General features: G+C 75.5%; 14 protein-coding genes and 1 pseudogene. 6 read left to right on the forward strand and 9 right to left on the reverse strand.

Features of this window, described 5'->3' with window-relative positions; genetic code table 11:
• Nucleotides 1–318: 318 nt before the first annotated feature.
• The 3 genes from ACIRPP_RS26465 to ACIRPP_RS26475 form a co-directional block, all read right to left on the reverse strand.
• Entirely contained in the window at nt 319–1,584 is a 1,266-nt protein-coding gene (locus tag ACIRPP_RS26465; RefSeq protein WP_403647556.1) for a VWA-like domain-containing protein, read from the reverse strand.
• Entirely contained in the window at nt 1,581–2,819 is a 1,239-nt protein-coding gene (locus tag ACIRPP_RS26470; RefSeq protein WP_403647559.1) for an AAA family ATPase, read from the reverse strand. Before ACIRPP_RS26470 ends, ACIRPP_RS26465 begins: the two co-directional genes overlap by 4 nt.
• Before the next feature lie 319 nt (nt 2,820–3,138).
• On the reverse strand, nt 3,139–4,500 hold the full coding sequence (locus tag ACIRPP_RS26475; protein ID WP_403647562.1) for a hypothetical protein: 1,362 nt from the start codon (nt 4,498–4,500) through the stop codon (nt 3,139–3,141).
• A gap of 250 nt (nt 4,501–4,750) precedes the next feature.
• On the opposite strand from ACIRPP_RS26475, the gene ACIRPP_RS26480 reads away from it, so the two are divergent.
• A complete protein-coding gene (locus ACIRPP_RS26480) occupies nt 4,751–5,206 on the forward strand; it encodes a phospholipase (RefSeq protein ID WP_403647564.1) in 456 nt (151 codons plus the stop codon).
• 281 nt (nt 5,207–5,487) lie between these two features.
• Nucleotides 5,488–5,979: a DUF5949 family protein gene (locus ACIRPP_RS26485; protein ID WP_403647567.1), complete on the forward strand. Its 492-nt coding sequence runs from the start codon at nt 5,488–5,490 to the stop codon at nt 5,977–5,979.
• Nucleotides 5,980–6,042: 63 nt separating this feature from the next.
• On the opposite strand, the gene ACIRPP_RS26490 is transcribed toward ACIRPP_RS26485, so the two are convergent.
• A complete protein-coding gene (locus ACIRPP_RS26490; RefSeq protein WP_403647617.1) occupies nt 6,043–6,267 on the reverse strand; it encodes a hypothetical protein in 225 nt (74 codons plus the stop codon).
• A 205-nt stretch (nt 6,268–6,472) separates the two neighbouring features.
• Here ACIRPP_RS26490 and ACIRPP_RS26495 point away from each other — a divergent pair, with 205 nt between their 5' ends.
• Complete coding sequence (locus ACIRPP_RS26495; RefSeq protein WP_403647570.1) at nt 6,473–6,949, forward strand: carboxymuconolactone decarboxylase family protein; 477 nt, start codon at nt 6,473–6,475, stop codon at nt 6,947–6,949.
• Between the two features lie 93 nt (nt 6,950–7,042).
• Here ACIRPP_RS26495 and msrA read toward each other — a convergent pair whose 3' ends face one another.
• The gene (gene msrA / locus ACIRPP_RS26500; RefSeq protein ID WP_403647573.1) at nt 7,043–7,555 is read right to left on the reverse strand and encodes a peptide-methionine (S)-S-oxide reductase MsrA; all 513 of its coding nucleotides are present in this window, start codon (nt 7,553–7,555) and stop codon (nt 7,043–7,045) included.
• A 250-nt stretch (nt 7,556–7,805) separates the two neighbouring features.
• Between msrA and ACIRPP_RS26505 the strand changes: the two genes are divergently transcribed.
• The gene (locus ACIRPP_RS26505; RefSeq protein WP_403647576.1) at nt 7,806–10,472 is read left to right on the forward strand and encodes a SpoIIE family protein phosphatase; all 2,667 of its coding nucleotides are present in this window, start codon (nt 7,806–7,808) and stop codon (nt 10,470–10,472) included.
• A gap of 22 nt (nt 10,473–10,494) precedes the next feature.
• Here ACIRPP_RS26505 and ACIRPP_RS26510 read toward each other — a convergent pair whose 3' ends face one another.
• The 4 genes from ACIRPP_RS26510 to ACIRPP_RS26525 all read right to left on the reverse strand — a co-directional run bounded on the left by ACIRPP_RS26510 (nt 10,495) and on the right by ACIRPP_RS26525 (nt 16,702).
• Nucleotides 10,495–10,950 (reverse strand): ATP-binding protein, encoded by a 456-nt coding sequence (locus ACIRPP_RS26510; protein WP_403647579.1) that lies wholly within the window; start codon nt 10,948–10,950, stop codon nt 10,495–10,497.
• 147 nt (nt 10,951–11,097) lie between these two features.
• Complete coding sequence (locus ACIRPP_RS26515; protein WP_403647620.1) at nt 11,098–13,356, reverse strand: prolyl oligopeptidase family serine peptidase; 2,259 nt, start codon at nt 13,354–13,356, stop codon at nt 11,098–11,100.
• A gap of 95 nt (nt 13,357–13,451) precedes the next feature.
• Nucleotides 13,452–15,236, reverse strand: coding sequence for an N-acetylglutaminylglutamine amidotransferase (locus tag ACIRPP_RS26520; protein ID WP_403647582.1), 1,785 nt, complete (start codon nt 15,234–15,236; stop codon nt 13,452–13,454).
• A gap of 257 nt (nt 15,237–15,493) precedes the next feature.
• Complete coding sequence (locus ACIRPP_RS26525) at nt 15,494–16,702, reverse strand: glutamate--cysteine ligase (protein ID WP_403647585.1); 1,209 nt, start codon at nt 16,700–16,702, stop codon at nt 15,494–15,496.
• Between the two features lie 280 nt (nt 16,703–16,982).
• Between ACIRPP_RS26525 and ACIRPP_RS26530 the strand changes: the two are divergent.
• Nucleotides 16,983–17,165, forward strand: a pseudogene (locus ACIRPP_RS26530) (TetR/AcrR family transcriptional regulator); the annotation flags it as partial.
• Between the two features lie 140 nt (nt 17,166–17,305).
• Nucleotides 17,306–19,219, forward strand: coding sequence for a molecular chaperone HtpG (htpG, locus tag ACIRPP_RS26535; RefSeq protein ID WP_403647588.1), 1,914 nt, complete (start codon nt 17,306–17,308; stop codon nt 19,217–19,219).
• The last annotated feature ends 115 nt before the right edge of the window (nt 19,220–19,334 follow it).

The following is a 19,334-nucleotide window of genomic DNA, read 5'->3' on the forward strand; positions in this document are numbered from 1 at the left end:
GGGGCCGGACCGGCCGTCACCGGGGGGTGGTTGGAGCGTTGGGCAGGCCTTGCACCTGCATCTCCCCGCGGGCAGCGGAGCGTCTTGCCTTGGACCACCAACGCACGGCCCGCCGGAGGGGAACCCGGCGGTGCGACACCTCCGACCGTAGTCCGGGGGCGGGAGGCGGCGCGCGCCGGGCTGGGCCACGCGGGTGACGCGGGCCGGGCCCGTGCGGTGCCGGGGCCGTGCGGTGCCGGGGCCGCGCGGTGCAGGGGCCGTGCGGTGCCGGGGCCGTGCGGTGCCGGGGCCGTGCGGTGCAGGGGCCGTGCGGCGCACTCAGCCGGCGGCGGCCCCCGGTCCGATCGTCACCACACGCGCCCAGGCGGGCGGGGTGTCGGGGACGTACTCGGGGTCGTCCTCGTCCAGGGGCCGCCCCTGCCGGGGGAAGAGGCCCACCACCGTCCGGCACGGCGGCCGGGTGGGCGGCCAGGGCGTCTGCCCGTCGGTCAGGACGACGATCACGTCGGGCCGGGGCCGGGCGGACAGCGCCCGGGTGAACCCCGCCCGCAGATCGGTCCCCCCGCCCCCGGTCAGCGGGATGCCTTCGGCCCGGCACATCCGGTGCACCCGGTCCGCCGCCGCGTCGCAGGGGACCACGGAGACGAGGTCCCGACGGCCGCCCACGGCGCGGGAGATGGCGGCGACCTCCAGGAGCGCGCTGCCCAGTTCGGCGTCGGCGACCGAACCGGACGTGTCGATGACCACCGCCACCCGGGGCGGGGTGCGCCGCAGGCTCGGCAGCACGGCGCCGGGGACGGAGGCCGAGCGCCGCGCGGGCCGCCCGTAGCGGTAGTCCTCGCCCGCACCGGAGCCGGTGACCGCCGCGCGCAGGGCCGCGCCGAGCAACTCCCGCCAGGGCTGCGGCGGATGGAAGGCCTCCTCCGCCCACCGCCGCCAGCTCCTCGGCGCGCTGCCCGGCCGGGCCGTGATGCCCTGGGCCACCCGGAACCGGACGGCGTCGCGTTCCTGCTCGCTCAGGCCGTGCGCGCCGTCCGGCCCCAGGTCCCAGGTGCGCTCCAGTCCGTCGGCCCCGCTGCCGCAGTCCAGCCAGACGTGGTCCCGGGTGGCCGGGCCCAGCCGGAACTGCCGCAGGTAGTCCTCCATCAGCTCGCCGGGCGGCAGGCCCAGTCCGCCGGGCAGGACGGCGCCCTCCGGGCAGGGCAGCCCGTCGCCGAACGCGTCGTCGTTGATCTCGCAGTCGGCGGCGATGTTCATCCGCAGCCGCTCCCCGGGGCCGGTGAGGCCGCGTTCGCGGGCCACCCGGTCGCTGCGGCCGTGATGGTCGCGCAGCAGGTGCGACACCTCGTGCACCCACACCGCCGCCAGTTCCTCCACCGGCGTGCGGTCCACGAACACCGGGGAGGCGTAGCAGCGCCAGTGGCGGTCCACGGCCATCGTGGGGACCCGGCGGGAGGCGACGGGGTGCAGCGCGAACAGTGCCGTGGCGAGGTAGGGCCGGGCGCGGGCGGCCTGGAGCCGGGCGGCGAGGAGCTTGCCGAGGTCGAGGGGGCGGGCCGGTGCCGCTGCCGGGGCGGGGCTCACCGGCGGGCCCCGGCAGCGGCCGCGACCCGGGCGGCGGCGTCGTCGGCCCGTCGGGACAGGGACACGGCGGAGGCCAGCCGGTCGATCGTCACCGGGACGTCCCAGTCCTCCCGGCGCAGCGCGGCGAGGGTGGTGGCGGGGACCACGACCAGGTCGGGCGGCCCGGTCTCCACCGCGCGGGCCAGCAGCGCCCAGGCGGCGTCCCAGCGGGGGCGCTCCGGGCGGGCGCGCACGGCCGCGACCACCGCGTCGAGCGCGGCCTGCCGCAGGTCGCCCCGCTCCGGCAGGACGGCTGCGTCCGGGTCGGCCAGCAGGTCCTCGGGGTCGGGGAGGTCCATCCGGTCCAGGCTCGCCAGCAGTTCCAGGCCCGGGCCGTCCCCGACGGTGCCGCGCACCAGCAGGGAGAGCACCTCCCGGGAGGAGCGGGCGGCGGTGGCGAAGGCGATCAACCGCAGCGCCATGTCCCAGCTGCGCGGTGACGGCCAGGCGCCGCCCCGGCGGGCCTCGTCGGCGGGCAGCCGGTGCACGAGCGGGGGGCGGGCGGTGAGGAAGCCGCACACGGCGCGCCGGGCGAGGTCCACGGCGTCCGGCAAACGGCCGGGGTCGAGCCGGGGCAGGGTGGCCAGGGGCCAGGTCCCGCCGAGGCCGCGCACGACGACCTCGTGGTCGTGGACCCACGGCAGGTGCACGAACCGGTTGGCGAGCGGCGCGCTGAGTTCCCAGCCGTCGGCGGCCGAGGCGCGCGGGTTCGCGGCGGCCACGATGCGGACGCCGGGCGGCAGCCGGAGGGCGCCGACGCGCCGCTCCAGCACGAGGCGCAGCAGGGCGGCCTGGACGGCGGGCGGCGCGGTCGACAGCTCGTCGAGGAAGAGCAGGCCCCGGCCCTCCCGGACCAGGCGTACGGCCCAGTCCGGCGGGGCCATCGGCACGCCCTGGACGGCCGGGTCGTCGCCGGGCACGGGCAGTCCGGAGAAGTCGGAGGGCTCGTGCACGCTGGCGATGACGGTGGTCAGGGGGAGGTCCAGGGCGGCGGCCAGCTGGGTCAGGGCGGCGGTCTTGCCGATGCCCGGTTCTCCCAGGAGCAGGACGGGCAGGTCGGCGGCGACGGCCAGGGTCAGGGCCTCCAGCTGGGTGTCGGGGCGGGGTTCGGTGGTGGTGGCGTCCAGGAGGGCCAGCAGGTCGGCGGCGACGTCGAGGCGGTCGGGGGCGGTGGTGCGGAAGGTCTGGGAAGGCATGGGTCACCTGGGGGTGTGAGACGGGTGCGGGGCAGCACGGGCGGGGACGCGGGCGGCGCGCGAGGCTCCCGCGTCGGGGATGAGGGACTTGGCGGTGTCGGTCGGGGCCCGGCGTCAGTCACGGGCCGCTCGGCGGTGTCGGTCAGAGCCCCGCGTCAGTCACGGGCCGCTCGGCGGTATCGGTCAGAGCCCCGCGTCAGTCACGGGTCGCTCGGCGGCATCGGTCAAAGCCCCGCGTCAGGCACGGGCCACTCGGCGGTATCGGTCAAAGCCCCGCGTCAGTCACGGGTCGCTCGGCGGCATCGGTCAGAGCCCCGCGTCAGGCACGGGTCGCGAGACGCGGGCGGGAGCGGTGGCCGGCGGGGCGGGGCGGGGGCGGGCAGCTGCGGCCCGGGGCGGTGTCGTCCATGTCCGCCCGGTGGAGTCCGTAGCCGACGCGGCGCCGGGCGGCCGCTTCGAGCGCGTCGCGCAGGGGTCCGCTCCGCAGGCGTGCCCCGGGGCCCAGCAGGCCCTCCACGACGTCGAGCGCGCCGGTGAGGTCACCGTGGTCCAGCCGTTCGCGGACGCCGGTGAGGCAGTCGGGGTGGCGGTGGGCCCGGTCGACGGCTTGCAGGCAGGGCAGGGGCGTGCCGGTCAGCGCGGCGAGCAGGTTTTCCCGGCGGATCTCCTCGGGCGGGTGGTCGAGCGGGGTGAGGACGCCGTCGACCAGGCCGATGCGGTGCTGTGCGCCTCGGCAGTCCACCAGGTGCGGTGCCCCGGCAGGCTCCGGCGGCCGGGCCGGGGCGTCCGCGGACCGTTCCGGTGCGAGAGCCGCGGCGACGAGGGGGTGCAGCCGGCCGGGCCCGAGGGCACCGGTGCGCAGCAGGACGAGGTCGGGCAGTACGTGGGTCGCCGCGTCGGGGAGCACGGGCAGCGCGGCGCCGCGGCCGTCGGCCACGGTGAGCCGGGCCCCGGTCCCCTCGGTCACGTCGAGCACCAGCCGTCGCCGGCCGCCGGGCCGCACGGTGACGGCCCCGGTGGCGCGTCCCGCGTCGCGGAGCACGATCCGCGCCTCGTCGGCCCAGCGGTCGACGGCACCGCCGTGCCCGGGCGGCAGCAGGTCGCTCCCGGTGAGCCCGTCGGGCGGGCGGCCGGAGCCGGCCCGGGTCCGCAGCTCGCCGCTCCGGCCGGCGTCCCACAGGTGCCGGTGCAGGTCCAGGCGGAAGCGGCGGGAGGGCCGTGGATGCGGGTGCCGGCGGGCACCGTCGCGCAGCCGGTCGCCGTCCCACAGCGTGAGGCTGAACCGCTGTCCGCCGTCGGCCCGGGCGGGTGGTGTCCGGACCACCAGGTACACCGGGGCCGGCCCGTCGAATGCGGCGGGGCCGTAGCGGGCCAGGGGGATCGTCAGGCCGGGGCGCAGCAGTCCGTCGGGGGCGATCCTCGGCATGTGCCAGCGCAGCAGGTCGGGTGCCAGGCGGGCGAGGTCCGCGCGGACCCGGTCGGCGAGGTCCCGGCCGTGGCTGCGGGCCAGGGCGCGGGGGCGGAGGTCGACGTCGATGTGGGCGGCGGCGCAGGCGCCGGCCCAGTCGCCCGCGTGGCGGCGGGCGGTGGCCGTCTCGATCATGGAGGGCGGCACGGCGTACGCACGCACGCGCTGCCAGTACGAGGGCAGGGAGTTCCCGTGGGCGGTCGGTGGGTGCATCAGCACTCACCTGGCGCGGACGGGACCCCCCATCTGTGTGCACGGTAGGTCGTCATCGCGGGGAGCATAGCCCCGGAGCGGACGTTCTGTCGCGGCCTTTTTCCGCGGTCCCTCCGTCACCGGGCTTCGGCGAGGCAGCGGTTGACGTGCCGTCGGGTGTCCGGAGGTGTGAGTGAGGTGCCGTACCGGGCATCCATTTGTCATGCACCTGCGGTCCGATGGCCGGTCCGCAGTCCTGTGGAGGTGTGGGATGCACCGAAGAAGACTCGCCACCGCACTCGCCGCCCCCGCTCTGGCCGTCGTCACGGCCCTGGGCACCGCCACCGCCGCCGACGCCGCCCCCGCCGACAAGGCCCAGGTCCTGTCGAGCTGGACACAGACCAGCGCGTCCAGCCACCAGAGCTGGAACGCCGCCCGGGCCAACCGGTCGGCCTGGGCCGCCTACGGCTTCGACTGGTCCACCGACTACTGCTCCTCCTCCCCCGACAACCCCTTCGGCTTCCCGTTCTCCACCGCGTGCGCCCGCCACGACTTCGGCTACCGCAACTACAAGGCCATGGGCAGCTTCTCCGCGCACAAGTCCCGTATCGACAGCGCCTTCCACGAGGACCTCAAGCGGGTCTGCGCCGGGTACGGCGGGGCGACCAGGACCGCGTGCAACAGCACCGCGTGGACCTACTACCAGGCCGTGCGGGCCTTCGGCTGACCGCCGGCCGGGCGTCGCCGCTCACCCCACTGGAGCGGCGCCGCCCGGACCGGTCTCCGGTCCCCGGCCGCGCACGGCACCGGGCGTCACGCAGCGGAGCCCTGCCGCCGGTTCGTGTGGCCCGCGGTGGTCCGCGGGAGGCTCACACGCGTTCTCCGGTGAGGACCGCCGGGAACCCGCCCGCACCCGCTTCCCTCGTACGTGTGGAGACCGGACGGCGGCATCGCCCATCCGGGTGACGGGGACCGGGGACGGGCACGGCGCGTCGATACGGTGCCGCGGTGACCTCGACCTCAACCGAAACGCAGCCGTGGCGCGCCGCCGACCTGGGCTCCCTGGTCGTGATGGCCTGGCGCCGCGAAACCCCGGACGGCGACATCCCCTTCCTGCTCGCCTGCTCGCTCGGCGACGGGGCGAACGGCCCGGACGCCGGTGCGGACGCCGTACGGCGACTGCTGCACAGCTCCGGGCTGACCGCGGGCGGCGGCCTCGTCGACGCGACCGGCCGGCAGAGCGGGTCGACCGGCGTGCTCATCGTGCCCGGCGCCGCCTCGCTGACCCTGCCGCACCTCAACGCGCAGTTCGTCCCCCCGCCGAAGTGGGTGGCCGCGGCGAACGAACGCGCCTGCGTCTACCTCATCTTCGCCACGCGCCCCTGGCCCGAGGGCGTCGAGCCCGGCGACCTGGAGACCCTGGCCGCGTTCACCGCCGAGGAGGAGACGCTCACCTCCGCCGCGCACGTCCTGCTGCCCGTGCGCGGCCTGCGCAACTGACCGGCAATCCGCTCCCTGCACGGCGATCGACCGACCGTCAGGCGACGGCCGTGCGCGACGCGTTCAGAACAGCCGGCCCTGCTCGCCCGGGGCCGGCGGACGCGGCGCGCGGCGCGGGCCGGGGCGCCTGTCGGACGCCTCCTGGCCGAACAGCGGTGCGGTGCCGTACTCGTCGGGCTCGGCCGGCACCACCACGGGCCCGGTGCCGACGTTGAGGCACAGCGGGGCCTCCCGGTCGAAGTCGCCCGGTGTCATGTCCGTCCAGTCGCACTCCCGGCGCTCGGCCACCGACGCTCCGCTCCCCCGCCCGCCCATGTCGTCCCGCCCTTCGTCGAGGACATCCTCGCCCCTCACCCCGGGCACCTCCCGCTCCCCGGACCCGGCGGTTCGCTCCGCCGGCCTGGTGACGCACGCCACATTCTCTCCCTGTCACACCGCGTCGTGCCGCTCCGTCAGGGGTGTGTACCCCATGACGACCGACCCAGGAGAGATCATGACGGATGCCCGTGTCGACTTCTTCGGCAACGCCCTCGCGGCCAAGGTACTGAAGCACATCAACTCGGCGGGCAGGGCCCTGGCCGATTCGGGGCTGCCGATCGCCACCCAGGAGCTGGTGAAGATCCGGGCCAGCCAGATCAACGGCTGCGGCTTCTGCACGGACATGCACACCAAGGACGCCGTCGCGGCCGGGGAGAGCCACCAGCGGCTGCACCTCGTCGCCGTCTGGCGGGAGGCCACGGTCTTCACCGAGGCGGAGCGCGCGGCCCTGGAGCTGGCCGAGGAGGGCACCCGCCTGGCCGACGGGGCCGGCGGGGTCCCCGACGCGGTCTGGGCGAACGCCGCCCGGCACTACGACGAGGACCAGCTCGTGGCGCTCGTGTCCCTCATCGCGATGATCAACGCCTACAACCGCATCAACGTCATCAACCAGCAGCCCGCGGGCAGCTACGTGCCCGGGCAGTTCGGCTGACCGGCCCGGCCCCGGCCACCGGGGCCGGAACGCGCGGCGGGGGCACGCCCGGGAATCCGGACGTGCCCCCGCGGCCTGCGGTGGGACGGCGGCTCAGGCCTCCGCCCGCTTCGGCAGACGCCAGCCCGGCCGCACGAAGTGGCAGGTGTAGCCGTCGGGGTAGCGCTGCAGGTAGTCCTGGTGCTCGGGCTCGGCCTCCCAGAAGGGGCCCGCCGGGGCGACCTCGGTGACCACCTTGCCCGGCCACAGCCCGGACGCGTCGACATCGGCGATGGTGTCCTCGGCGATGCGCTTCTGCTCGTCGTCGAAGTAGAAGATGGCCGAGCGGTAGCTCGTCCCGATGTCGTTGCCCTGGCGGTTCCTGGTGGACGGGTCGTGGATCTGGAAGAAGTACTCCAGGATCGTGCGGTAGTCCGTCACGGCGGGGTCGTAGGTGATCTCGATCGACTCGGCGTGCGTGCCGTGGTTGCGGTAGGTGGCGTGGGGCACGTCGCCGCCGCTGTAGCCCACGCGCGTGCTCAGGACCCCCGGGAACGTGCGGATCAGTTCCTGCATGCCCCAGAAGCAGCCGCCCGCGAGCAGCGCCTTCTCCTCGGTCCTCGTCATTCGTTACGCCCTTCTCCCGCGTCGGCGGCGGCTCCGCCGGGCGTGGACCCGGACGGACAGCCGTTCGTTCAGCAGTGACAACCGCTTCCGGCAGGCGATTGTTCCGGGCGGCCCCGGCGGCCGGGCGGGCGGGGTGGGGGTGCGGCCGGACGGCGGGTGCACGGGGCGCGGCGGGCGGAGGGAGCGGTGCCCGGCACGGGGTGGCGGCTCTTCGCTCGCGCCCTGCTCCCGGACGGGTTACAACGGTGTCATGGCCGGTTTCCTCGGCCGCCTCCGACCGGTGGTGACCGCCCGCACCGTCGCCCATCAGGTCTTCGCCCTGCACGTGGTGATCGTGCTCCTCCTCATCCTCGCCGCCGCGGCGGCACTGGTGCTGCAGGCGCGTGCCGACTCCGAGCGGGCGGCCCGCGACCGGGCGCTCGCCGTCGCCTGGGCGTTCGCCCGGGCCCCCGGCATCGAGGAGGCCCTCGGCGCCCCCGATCCGAGCGCGGTGCTGCAGGCCCGGGCGGAGGGCGCGCGCCGGGCGGCGCGGGTGGATTTCATCGTGGTGATGACCCCGCAGGGCATCCGGCACACCCATCCGGACCCGGCGCGGATCGGCGGGCGCTACACCGGCACCATCGCCCCGGCGGCCGCCGGGGACACGGTCCGGGAGACCGTCAACGGCCGGCTGGGGCCGTCCACCCGGGCGGTGGTGCCGGTCGCCGACGACGGCGGGGTCGTGCTGGGGCTGGTGGCCGCGGGCATCACCCTTCAGAGCGTCGGCGACACCGCCGACGGCCGGCTGCCGCTGCTGCTCGGCGCCGCCGCGGCCGCCCTCCTCCTGTCCCTGGCGGGGACGGTCCTGGTCAGCAGGCGCCTGCGCCGGCTGACCCACGGCCTGGAACCGGCCGAGATGACGCGGATGTACGAACACCACGACGCCGTGCTGCACGCCGTGCGCGAGGGCGTGGTGATCATGACGGCCGAGGGACGGGTCGCCCTGGTCAACGACGAGGCGCGGCGCCTGCTGGACCTGCCTGCGGACGCGGAGGGGCGCACCCCCGCCGACCTCGGCGTCGACCCCGACCTGGCCCGGCTGCTCGCCGAGGGCCGCCCGGCCACCGACGAGGTGCAGGTGACCCGCGGTCGGCTGCTCGCCGTCAGCCAGCGCCCGGCGGACCGGGCCGGCGGGCCGTCCGGGTGGGTCGCCACGTTCCGTGACACCACCGAACTGGGGGCCCTGGCCGGCCGGGCCGACACCGCCCGGCAGCACCTGGAACTGCTGTACGACGCGGGGCTGCGCATCGGCAGTCGCCTGGACGTGCTGCACACGGCGCGGGAGCTGGCCGGGTTCGCGGTGCCGCGGTTCGCCGACTTCGTCGCCGTCGACCTGCCCGAGGCCGTCCTGCGGGGCGAGGAACCGCCCGGGGACCTGCCCCCGATGCGGCGGGTCGCGGTCGGGGGCGAGTGGGACGGCACGCCGTTCCACCCGGCCGGTGAGCTGATCACGTTCTCCCCCACCTCTCCGCAGGGCTTCGCCTACCGCTCCGGCGACAGTTTCCTGGAACCCGACATGGCGGCGTACGCGGGCTGGCGGGAACCCGACCTGCTGCGGGGGCGCCGGCTCGTCGAGTTCGGGGTGCACTCGATGATCTCGGTGCCGATGCGCGCCCGGGGCGCCGTGCTGGGCGTGGTCACCTTCTGGCGGTCCCACAGGCCGGAGCGGTTCGGGTACGAGGACGAGTCGCTCGCCGAGGAACTGGTGGCGCGGGCCGCGGTCAGCATCGACAACGCCCGGCGCTACGCCCGCGAGCACACCATGGCGGTCACGCTCCAGCGCAGCCTGCTGCCGCGGGCGCTGCCCGAGCAGAACGCCCTCGACGTCGCCCACCGCTATCTGCCCGCCGGCGCGGGACGGGGCGGGGCCGGCGGGGACTGGTACGACGTCGTCCCGCTGCCGGGCGCCCGGGTGGCGCTCGTGGTGGGTGACGTGGTGGGCCACGGGCTGCACGCCGCGGCCACGATGGGGCGGCTGCGCACCGCCGTGCACAACTTCGCCGCCCTCGACCTGGCGCCGGACGAGCTGCTGTGGCGCCTGGACGAGCTGGTCACCCGGATCGACCAGGACGAGGGCACCGGCGAGCGGGCCGCGCCGGTCACCGGGGCGACCTGCCTGTACGTCGTCTACGACCCGTCGACGGGCGGGTGCACCCTCGCCCGCGCCGGTCACCCCCCGCCGGTGCTGGTCACCCCGGACGGGCGGGCGGACCTCGTCGACATGCCGGGCGGTCCGCCGCTGGGCCTCGGCGGCCTGCCCGTCGAGACGGCGTCCCTGCTGCTGCCGCCCGGCAGCACCCTGGCGCTGTACACCGACGGGCTGGTGGACGGCTGCGACCACGACACCGCCGAGCGGACGGCGCTGCTGCGGCGGGCCCTGGCCCGGTCCGGCACCGACCCCGCCGCCGCGTGCGAGGAGGTGTGGGAGGCGCTGCTGCCCGAGCACCCCCGCGACGACGTCGCGCTGCTGGTGGCCCGCACCCGCGCCCTGGACGCCCGGCACACCGCCGGCTGGGACGTCGTGCCGGAGCCGGCCGCGGTGAGCGGGGTGCGCGCGGCGGTGGTGCGGACCCTGGACGACTGGGGGCTGTCGGCGCAGGCGCCCGTCACGGAGCTGATCGTGGGCGAGCTGGTCGCCAACGCCGTCCGGCACGCCACGCCACCCGTCCGGGTGCGTCTGATCCGTGACCGGGCGCTGATCTGCGAGGTTTCCGACGGCAGCAGCACCTCCCCGCACCTGCGCCGGGCGGCGAGCACGGACGAGGGCGGACGGGGCCTGTTCATGGTGGCCCGGCTCGCGGACCGCTGGGGCACGCGGTACACGCCTCAGGGCAAGGTCGTGTGGACCGAGCAGTCACTGCCGCGGGACACCGCCTGACGGCGGGCCGGGGCCGCTCGCGTCAGGGGTCGCCCGGCGCGTCCACCAGGGAGATGCGGGCGGTGACCCGTTTGCCGGCCGCCTCCTGCCGTACCTCCAGGGCCTCGGCGAGCGCCATGACGATCTCCAGGCCGTGCTGGCCCACCCGACCGGGGTCGGCGCCGCGGGCCACCGGCAGCACCGGGTTGCCGTCCTGCACGCCCACCTCCAGGGCGTTGCCGGAGATGGACAGGTCCAGCCGCACGGGGCCGGGCGCGTACTTGCGTGCGTTGGTCACGAGCTCGCTCACCACGAGCTGGGTGACCTCCACCGCGCGGGCCGACACCGCGAGGCCGTCAGCCGCCTCGGCGGCCCGGGCCAGGAACGCGGCGGCGAGCCCGCGGGCTCTCGCTATCCACGCGCCGTCTCCTTCCAGGGCGTACGTGGCCGACGCCCCCGTCATGCCCGCATCCCCTTCGTCGACTGGAACTGGTTCCATCCGGTCCGCCTTCACTCACCGATCACACCGCGCGCCTACCCGCGCCGCTCCCCCGCACGCCCCCCGACCCCGCGGCGGCCGGAACCGGCCGGGGCGCGGCACCAGCAAAGTGTGACAGGTGCCGGTGACAGTGTTCCGTCGGCGTCCTCACGTGGCGAGGTGACGCTCCATCCAGTCGGCCGCGGTGCGGCGGAACAGCCGCCGGTTGTCGGCCCGCAGGAAGTCGTGGCCCTCGTCCCGCAGCAGGAGCAGCCCGGCCTCCACGCCGCGTTCCCTGGCGGCCCGTACGAACTGCTCGGACTCCCCCGGCGGCACGTTGGTGTCGTGCTCACCGTGCACCGCCAGGACCGGTGCCCGCAAGGCGTCGACGCGGCTCATCGGGGACAGGGCCCGCAGCAGCTCCGCGTCGCGTTCCGGGTGACCGTACTTGTGGGCGGCGGACTGGGCGATCCAGGGTTCGGTGCCGGCGAAGAAGGTCGCGAAGTCGGACATGCCGCACACGGCGACGCCGGTGCGGAACAGTTCGGGGTGCCACACCAGGGAGGCCATCACCAGGTAGCCGCCGTAGGAGCGGCCCATGACGGCCAGCCGCCGCGGGTCGGCCAGGCCCTCGACAACGGCGTGGGCCGCGCAGTCGGCGACGTCGTCGATCGCGTGGAACCGGCCGGCGCCCAGGTCGGCGTCGACGAAGGACCGGCCGTGGCCCGAGGAGCCGCGGACGTCGGGGGCGAAGACGTCCAGGCCCCGCCCGAGGAGTTCGAGGTAGAGGGGGTGCAGGACCGGGCGTTCCTGTTCCTCGGGCCCGCCGTGCAGGTGCAGGACGCAGGGGGCGGGCTCGCCGGGGGGCCGGCCGGGAGCCCGGTAGTACCAGCCGCCGAGGGTGAGTCCGTCACGGGCCACCGGGCTCATGGGCATCGGGCGGACGGGCGGCCGGCCGGCCGGGGCCGCGTCCTCGTCACGCGACGACCACGGGGTGCGCAGCGGCAGGCCCTGCGGCAGCCACCACACCCCGGGGTGCCGCCGGGAACCGGACAGGGCGACCACGGGGGCCTCGGGGTCGGCGGTCGGTTCGATGCGGGTGACGACCTCGTGCGGCAGGTCGAGCCGGCGGCGCGGACCGGCCGCGGCGGTCGCGCCGGAGGCGGGCTCCGCGCCGGGGGCGGGCTCCGCGCCGGAGGCGGGGTCCGCGCCGGGGGTGGGCGGCGCGCCGGAGGCGGGCTCCGCGCCGGGGGCGGGCGGCGCGCCGGAGGCGGGCTCCGCGCCGGGGGCGGGCTCCGCGCCGGGGGCGGGCTCCGCGGCCGGGCTCAGCTCGGCCGTCTCCAGTTCGCTGACGCCGCGCACGTTCCAGGCCAGGAGGGCGCGCCGCCCCTCGCGGCCGAGGGCGAGCAGTTCCAGGTCGCAGTCGGGGCGCTCGGCGGCCACCGTGGTGCCGAGGAGTTCCCCGTCCTCGGTGAGGCGGGCGGCGACGAGGGCCGCGTACTCCCGTCCGCCGTCGCTGCGCAGCCAGACGGTGCCCCCACCCGGGGCGAAGCCGCCGATCCACGGGTCGCCGTCGGCGACCGGGACCACGCAGGTGACCGTCCGGTCGAGGGTGCGGACCACGAGGGCTTCGCGGCGGCCGCGCGGCCCCCGGTGGACGAGGGCGAACCGGCCGTCGCGGCTGAGGTCGCAGACCCGCAGGGTGGGCGCGCCGCGTTCGCTGGTGAGGAGTTCCGGCGCGACGGTCCCCTCGGGGTCGACGAGGTAGGCCGACAGGGTGCGCGGCTCCGGTTCCTGCACGGAGGCGCGTTCGTCCGGGCGGCCGTGGGCGTCGACGGGGCGCGCCCAGGCGGCGTCCAGGCGTACGGCCCGGCCGTCGCGGGCGGCCCAGTGCGGGTCGTCGGGCGGCAGCGGCGGCTCGGCAGGGGCGTGCTCCACATGGGCGGCCCGCGCGTCGCCGGGCCCCGCGGGGTCGGTGACGGTGACCGCGACGGCCGAGCCGTCGTGCCGCCAGACGCCCAGGTGGGCGGAGGTGCCGGGCTCGCCGCCGGCCAGCAGGTGCCGGTCGCTGCCGTCGGGGCGCACGCACAGCACCCGGGTGAGTTCGCCGCCGCCGGGTGCGGTGGTGTAGGCGATCCAGCGCCCGTCCGGGGACCAGGCCACCTCGACGACGGGGTGCGGGTCGGCGTCCAGCAGACGCACCTCGGCGCCGTCCACGGCCGCCGTCCACAGCTGCGGCACCCCGGCCCGATCGCAGACGAAGGCGAGCCGGCGGCCCGAGGGGTCCGCGGAGGGGTACCAGCAGCCGTGGACGGCCGGGGGCGGCAGGTCGTACGCGGACGAGGTGTCCGCGAGCGGCAGGGGCCGCGGGGCGTGGTCGGTGCTGCCCGGGGCCGCGCCGCGTGGCCCCGGCGGGCGGGTGCGCAGGGCGGCCCCGCTCCCGTGCACGGTGAACTCCGCGGTCGCCGGACCCGCGTCCCGGATGCCGTCCGCCCCCTTCTGCGTCTCCGTGCCCACGCCGGTCAGCGGATCCCGTGCGTCTGGAGCCACAGTTCGAGCAGCGCCGTCTGCCACAGCGTGTTCGCCCCGCGCCGAGTGCGGTGGGCGTTGGGTGCGGCGAGCAGCGCGTCGACGTACTCCTGGCGGTACATGCCGCGGGCGCGGGCCTCGGGTGCGGTGAGGGCCTCGCGGACCCGCTGGAGGACCGGGCCGGCCATGTGCTTGATCGCCGGGACCGGGAAGTAGCCCTTGGGCCGGTCGACGACCTCGGCGGGCAGGACCCGGCGGCCGGCGGCCTTGAGGACGCCCTTGCCGCCGTCGGCGAGTTTCAGCTCGGGCGGGCAGGCGGCGGCCAGTTCGACGAGCTCGTGGTCGAGGAAGGGCACCCGGGCCTCCAGGCCCCAGTCCATCGTCATGTTGTCGACCCGTTTGACGGGGTCGTCGATCATCATGACGTGGGCGTCGAGGCGGAGGTCGGCGTCCAGGGCGGTCTCGGCGCCCGGCTGCGCCATGTGGGCGTGGACGAACGCGGCGGAGGTGTCCCGGCCGGGCAGCAGACCGGGGGCGAGGATGCCGGCCAGTTCGGTGTGCGAACGGTCGGAGTAGGTGTCGATGTAGGCCTGCGCGGCCTGCTCGCGCGGCACCCCGGCCATCGCCGGGTACCAGTGGTAGCCGGCGAACACCTCGTCGGCGCCCTGGCCGCTCTGGACGACCTTGATCTCCTTGGCCACCTGCTCGGCCAACAGGTGGAAGGCCACGACGTCGTGACTCATCATCGGCTCGCTCATGGCGCGCACGGCCCCTTCGAGGGCGCCGGCGACCCGGTCGGAGGGCACCATGAGCTGGTGGTGGCGGGTGTCGAAGTGCCGGGAGACGAGGTCGGAGTAGGCGAATTCGTCGCCCTCCTCGTCGCCCTCGGACTCGAAGCCGACGCTGAAGGTCGCCAGGTCGTGCCGGCCCTCCTCGGCGAGCAGGGCCACGATGAGGCTGGAGTCCAGTCCGCCGGAGAGCAGCACGCCCACCGGGACGTCGGCGACCGTACGGCGGCGCACGGCGGTGCGCAGGGCGTCGAGCACCGCGTCCGTCCAGTCCTCGGCGGTGCGTCCGGCGTCCTGCGGGCGGCGGGTGTAGGCGGGCTGCCAGTAGCAGGTGTCGTGCTCGGTGCCGTCGGGGTCGACCACCCGGACGGTGGCCGGGGGCAGTTTGCGCACGCCGTTGAGGACGGTGCGGGGCGCGGCCACGGTGGCGTGCCAGCTGAGGTACTGGTGCAGGGCGACCGGGTCGAGCGAGGTGTCCACCCCGCCGCCCGCGAGCAGGGCGGGCAGGGAGGAGGCGAAGCGGAGGCGTTCCGGGGTCGCGGACAGGTACAGCGGCTTGACGCCGAGCCGGTCGCGGGCCAGGACGAGGCGGCCGGTGTCGAGTTCGGTGAGCGCGAAGGCGAACATGCCGTGGAAGTGGCTGACGCAGTCGGTGCCCCACTCCCGGTACGCCTTCAGCACGACCTCGGTGTCGGACTCGGAGAAGAAGCGGTGACCGAGGGCGTGCAGTTCGTCGCGCAGCTCGCGGTAGTTGTAGATGCAGCCGTTGAAGACCCCGGCGAGCCGTGCGCCCGGGTCGGTCATCGGCTGGGCGCCGCTGTCGGACAGGTCGATGATCTTCAGGCGCCGGTGGCCCAGGGCGACGGGGCCCTGGCACCACAGTCCGCGTCCATCGGGGCCGCGGGGCGCGAGGCGGTCGGTCATGCGCTCGACCGCCGCGAGGTCCACCCGCCCGCCGTCGAGGCGCAGTTCACCGCTCAGACCGCACATCAGCGGGTCCTCCTTCCGCCCGGGGCCGTCCGGACGGGCGGCATTCCACCGCCCCCGGGCGGCGGTGCGGCCACGGTGGTGCGCCCGGCGCGGGCGCCGGACGGCAAGGGGTCGTCCCCGGCCCCCGCCGGTGCAGGAGCGGCGGGCCGGGAGGGGGACGTGCGGGTACGGGGCATGAGGTGCGGTCACTCTCCTCGGTCGGGCGTGCCGGGTCGCGGCACGGGTGGACGGGGCGGCGCGGGCCGCGCGGTGCCGGATCAGCCGGTGGCGCCGGGGGCGGCCGGGGCGTGGATCCGGGGCCGGGCGCGGGAGGCCGTGGACGGCGGGGCGGAGGACCGGCGGTGGGGCCGGGGGCGGTGTCCGGAGGTGTGCGGCGCGAGGTGCGCGCCGCGGGTCTCGGCGGCCGCCAGATCGACGGCGGCGAGCAGGTCCTCGCGGCGGGCGGCCCGCCGCATGCGGTGCGCCGCGCTGCCGTCGGCGAGGGCCTCCTCGAGCAGGCCGCTGACGGTGGGCCAGTCGCCGGCCTCCTCCAGGGCGGGCCGCAGCCGGTGGAGCATGCCGCGCAGTACCTCCGGGGCGGGGGCCGCACGGCGGGTCGACGGGTCGACGAGCTGTCCCTCCAGGCCGGACCGGGCGGCGCGCCACACGGCGGCCCGCAGCCACTCGTGGTGGCCGTCGCACCCGGGGGCCGCGTCGCGCTCCAGCCGGTCGCGGGCGTCGCGCACCAGGGCGCGGAAGAGCCCGGCGACGAGCACCACCGTCTCGGCACGCGGGCAGGCGTCGCAGATGCGCAGCTCCAGCGTGGGCTGGTGGTCGGAGGGCCGGACGTCCTGGTAGAGCATGCCGGCGTCGCTGACCACGCCCGTGCCGATCAGTTCGGCGACGGCCGCGTCGTACTCGGCGGCGCTCCCGTAGCAGCCGGCCGGACCCGCGGTGGGCCAGCGCTGCCAGAGCATGGTGCGCCAGCTGGCGTAGCCGGTGTCGGCGCCGAGCCAGAAGGGTGAGCTGGCCGACAGGGCGAGCAGCGGGGGGAGCCAGGGCGAGACCGGGCACATGAGGCGTACGGCTGTGTCCCGGTCGGGCACGTCGACGTGCACCTGGGCGCTGCAGATCAGCTGTTCGTCGGCGACCCGGCGGTACTCGTCCGCCATGCGCCGGTAGCGGTCGCCGGGGGTGGTGCTGCCGGGTGCGAGGCTGGCCAGCGGCACGGTGCCGGCGGCGACGGCGGTGAGGCCGAGGGAGGAGGCGGCGGATTCCAGCCGGCGCCGGGCGCCGGTGAGGTCGGCGTACAGCCCGTCCAGGGTGTCGTGCACCCGGCTGTTGCTCTCGACGGAGGACCGGTGGAGTTCGCGGGTGAAGCCCGCTCTGCCGAGTCGGGTGAGCAACGCGTCCGCACGTGGCACGAGCCGTCCGCTCTCCACGTCCAGTACGTGAAACTCTTCCTCTGCTCCTATACGCACCGTCACGTCGGTCCCCTTGCCCGTAGTCGAACGCCGTCCCCCGCGGCGCCTCGGGGCAGGCCCCTGGATCACCGGCGGCGGATCGGCTGGATCCGGGTTCCCCGGATGGGCGAAGAACAAGCGTGCGGATCTTGCCGGGGTGCTTGTGCCCCGGTGCCTGCCCGGGCCTGGTTCGGTGCGGCGGGGGCCCGGCGTGGCCGCTCAGCCCGGCGGGGCCGGTGACGGGGGCGCCGTCGCTGCGGGCCTCCAGCGCGCGCAGCACCGCCACCATGTCCTCGCCGCCGTGCCCGGGGGTGGGGTGCCGCCGGACCGCGCCGCGCCGCTCGCCACCCTGATGATCAGCTCGCTGGAGGGGGCGATCCTGCTGGCCCGGGCCGAGCGGGACGTCCGCCCGCTGACCGCCGTCGCCCGCGAACTCGGCCCGCTGCCCGACGCGGCGGCCGGCACGGCGGGACCGGGCACCGGCTGACGCCGGAGCCCTGGGCCGGGGGCGACCGCACGGAACTGGGGAAAGAAGAGGGACGTCGACACATGGTGACGGTTGCTTTTATTAGAGTGACTGCGCCAAGGCCTGTGTCCAGCACGCGATGAGTGAGGTAGCCGCGCACCATGACGACCGAAACGTTTGAGTTCCAGGTAGAGGCCCGTCAGCTGCTCCAGCTGATGATCCACTCGGTCTACTCGAACAAGGACGTCTTCCTCCGGGAGCTCGTCTCCAACGCGTCCGACGCGCTCGACAAGCTGCGCCTGGCGGCCCTGCGGGACGAGACGCCCGGCGTCGACGTCTCCGACCTGCACATCGAGCTCGAGATCGACCGGGACGCCCGCACCCTCACCGTGCGGGACAACGGCATCGGCATGTCCTACGACGAGGTCGGGCAGCTCATCGGCACGATCGCCAACTCCGGTACGGCCGAGTTCCTGCGCGAGCTGAAGGAGGCCCAGGACGGGGCCGGGGCGGAGGGGCTGATCGGCCAGTTCGGCGTCGGCTTCTACTCGGCGTTCATGGTGGCGGACGAGGTCACCCTGCTGACCCGGCGCGCGGGCGAGAAGCAGGGCACCCGCTGGTCGTCCCGCGGCGAGGGCACCTACACCCTGGAAGCGGTGGACGACGCGCCGCAGGGCACCTCGGTGGTACTGCACCTCAAGCCCGCCGACCCCGAGAACCAGCTGCACGACTACACCTCGGTGTGGAAGATCAAGGAGATCGTCAAGCGCTACTCCGACTTCATCACCTGGCCCGTCCGGCTGGTCGGCGAGCAGGGTGAGGACGGCGCCGCGGCCGAGCCCGAGACGCTCAACTCGATGAAGGCCCTGTGGGCCCGCTCGCGCGACGAGGTCTCCGAGGACGAGTACCACGAGCTGTACAAGCACATCAGCCACGACTGGCGTGACCCGCTGGAGACGATCCAGCTCCAGGCGGAGGGCACCTTCGAGTACCAGGCCCTGCTGTTCGTCCCCGGCCACGCCCCGCACGACCTGTTCACCCAGAACTACCGGCACGGGCTCCAGCTCTACGTCAAGCGCGTGTTCATCATGGACGACTGCGAGGCCCTGCTCCCGTCGTACCTGCGCTTCGTCAAGGGCGTGGTGGACGCCCAGGACCTCTCGCTCAACGTGTCCCGCGAGATCCTCCAGCAGGACCGGCACATCAGGATGATGCAGCGCCGCCTGACGAAGAAGGTCCTTTCTTCCGTCAAGAGCATGATGACCGCCGACAAGGAGCGGTACGCCACCTTCTGGCGGGAGTTCGGCGCGGTGCTGAAGGAGGGGCTGGTCACCGACTCCGACAACCGCGACGCCATCCTCGCCGTGTCGTCGTTCGCCAGCACGCACCAGGGTGACGACGGCAACGGCGGCGGGACGGTGACGCTGCGCGAGTACGTGGAGCGCATGGGGGACGGGCAGGAGGCGATCTACTACATCACCGGCGAGTCCCGGCAGAGCATCGACAACTCGCCGCACATGGAGGCGTTCCGGGAGCGGGGCATCGAGGTGCTGCTGCTCACCGACCCCGTCGACGAGGTGTGGACGGACGCGGTCGGCGAGTTCGAGGGCAAGCCCCTGCGGTCGATCGCCAAGGGCGAGATCGACCTCGGCGCGTCCGAGGACGCGGAGTCCGAGGAGGAGCGGGAGAAGCAGGCCGAGGAGTACGCCGGTCTGCTGGAGTGGATGCGCGAGCAGCTGGACGAGGACATCAAAGAGGTCCGTCTGTCCTCCCGGCTGACGGTGTCGCCGGCCTGTGTCGTGGCCGACGCGAACGACCTCACCCCGGCGCTGGAGAACATGTACCGGGCGATGGGTCAGGAGGTCCCGCGGGCCAAGCGGATCCTCGAACTGAACCCCGGGCACGTGCTGGTGAAGGGGCTCAACGAGGCGTACCGGGAGCGCGAGGACCGCTCCGGCCTGGTCGAGACCACCGAGCTGCTGTACTCCCTGGCGGTGCTCGCGGAGGGCGGCCGTCCCAAGGACCCGGCCCGCTTCGTGCGGCTGGTCGCGGACCGCCTGGAGCGCGTTCTCTAGTGACCTGAGTCGGAGATTCATCGTTGGTTGGGCATGAGTCGTCCGGGTCCGAAGATTCCGCCGTTGTCGGTGACCGATGCCCAGCGGGCCGCGCTGGAGGGCTGGGTCCGTCGTC

Source organism: Streptomyces sp. NPDC101219 (genome assembly GCF_044767675.1).
GTDB lineage: Bacteria > Actinomycetota > Actinomycetes > Streptomycetales > Streptomycetaceae > Streptomyces.

What these genes read in the sequence shown, in the direction of transcription:
- ACIRPP_RS26470 (WP_403647559.1), bottom strand. Translation starts at nt 2,819, where the DNA reads ATGCCTTCCCAGACCTTCCGCACCACCGCCCCCGACCGCCTCGACGTC.
- ACIRPP_RS26475 (WP_403647562.1), bottom strand. Translation starts at nt 4,500, where the DNA reads ATGCACCCACCGACCGCCCACGGGAACTCCCTGCCCTCGTACTGGCAG.
- ACIRPP_RS26480 (WP_403647564.1), top strand. Translation starts at nt 4,751, where the DNA reads ATGCACCGAAGAAGACTCGCCACCGCACTCGCCGCCCCCGCTCTGGCC.
- ACIRPP_RS26495 (WP_403647570.1), top strand. Translation starts at nt 6,473, where the DNA reads ATGACGGATGCCCGTGTCGACTTCTTCGGCAACGCCCTCGCGGCCAAG.
- msrA (WP_403647573.1), bottom strand. Translation starts at nt 7,555, where the DNA reads ATGACGAGGACCGAGGAGAAGGCGCTGCTCGCGGGCGGCTGCTTCTGG.
- ACIRPP_RS26505 (WP_403647576.1), top strand. Translation starts at nt 7,806, where the DNA reads ATGGCCGGTTTCCTCGGCCGCCTCCGACCGGTGGTGACCGCCCGCACC.
- ACIRPP_RS26510 (WP_403647579.1), bottom strand. Translation starts at nt 10,950, where the DNA reads ATGGAACCAGTTCCAGTCGACGAAGGGGATGCGGGCATGACGGGGGCG.
- ACIRPP_RS26520 (WP_403647582.1), bottom strand. Translation starts at nt 15,236, where the DNA reads ATGTGCGGTCTGAGCGGTGAACTGCGCCTCGACGGCGGGCGGGTGGAC.
- htpG (WP_403647588.1), top strand. Translation starts at nt 17,306, where the DNA reads ATGACGACCGAAACGTTTGAGTTCCAGGTAGAGGCCCGTCAGCTGCTC.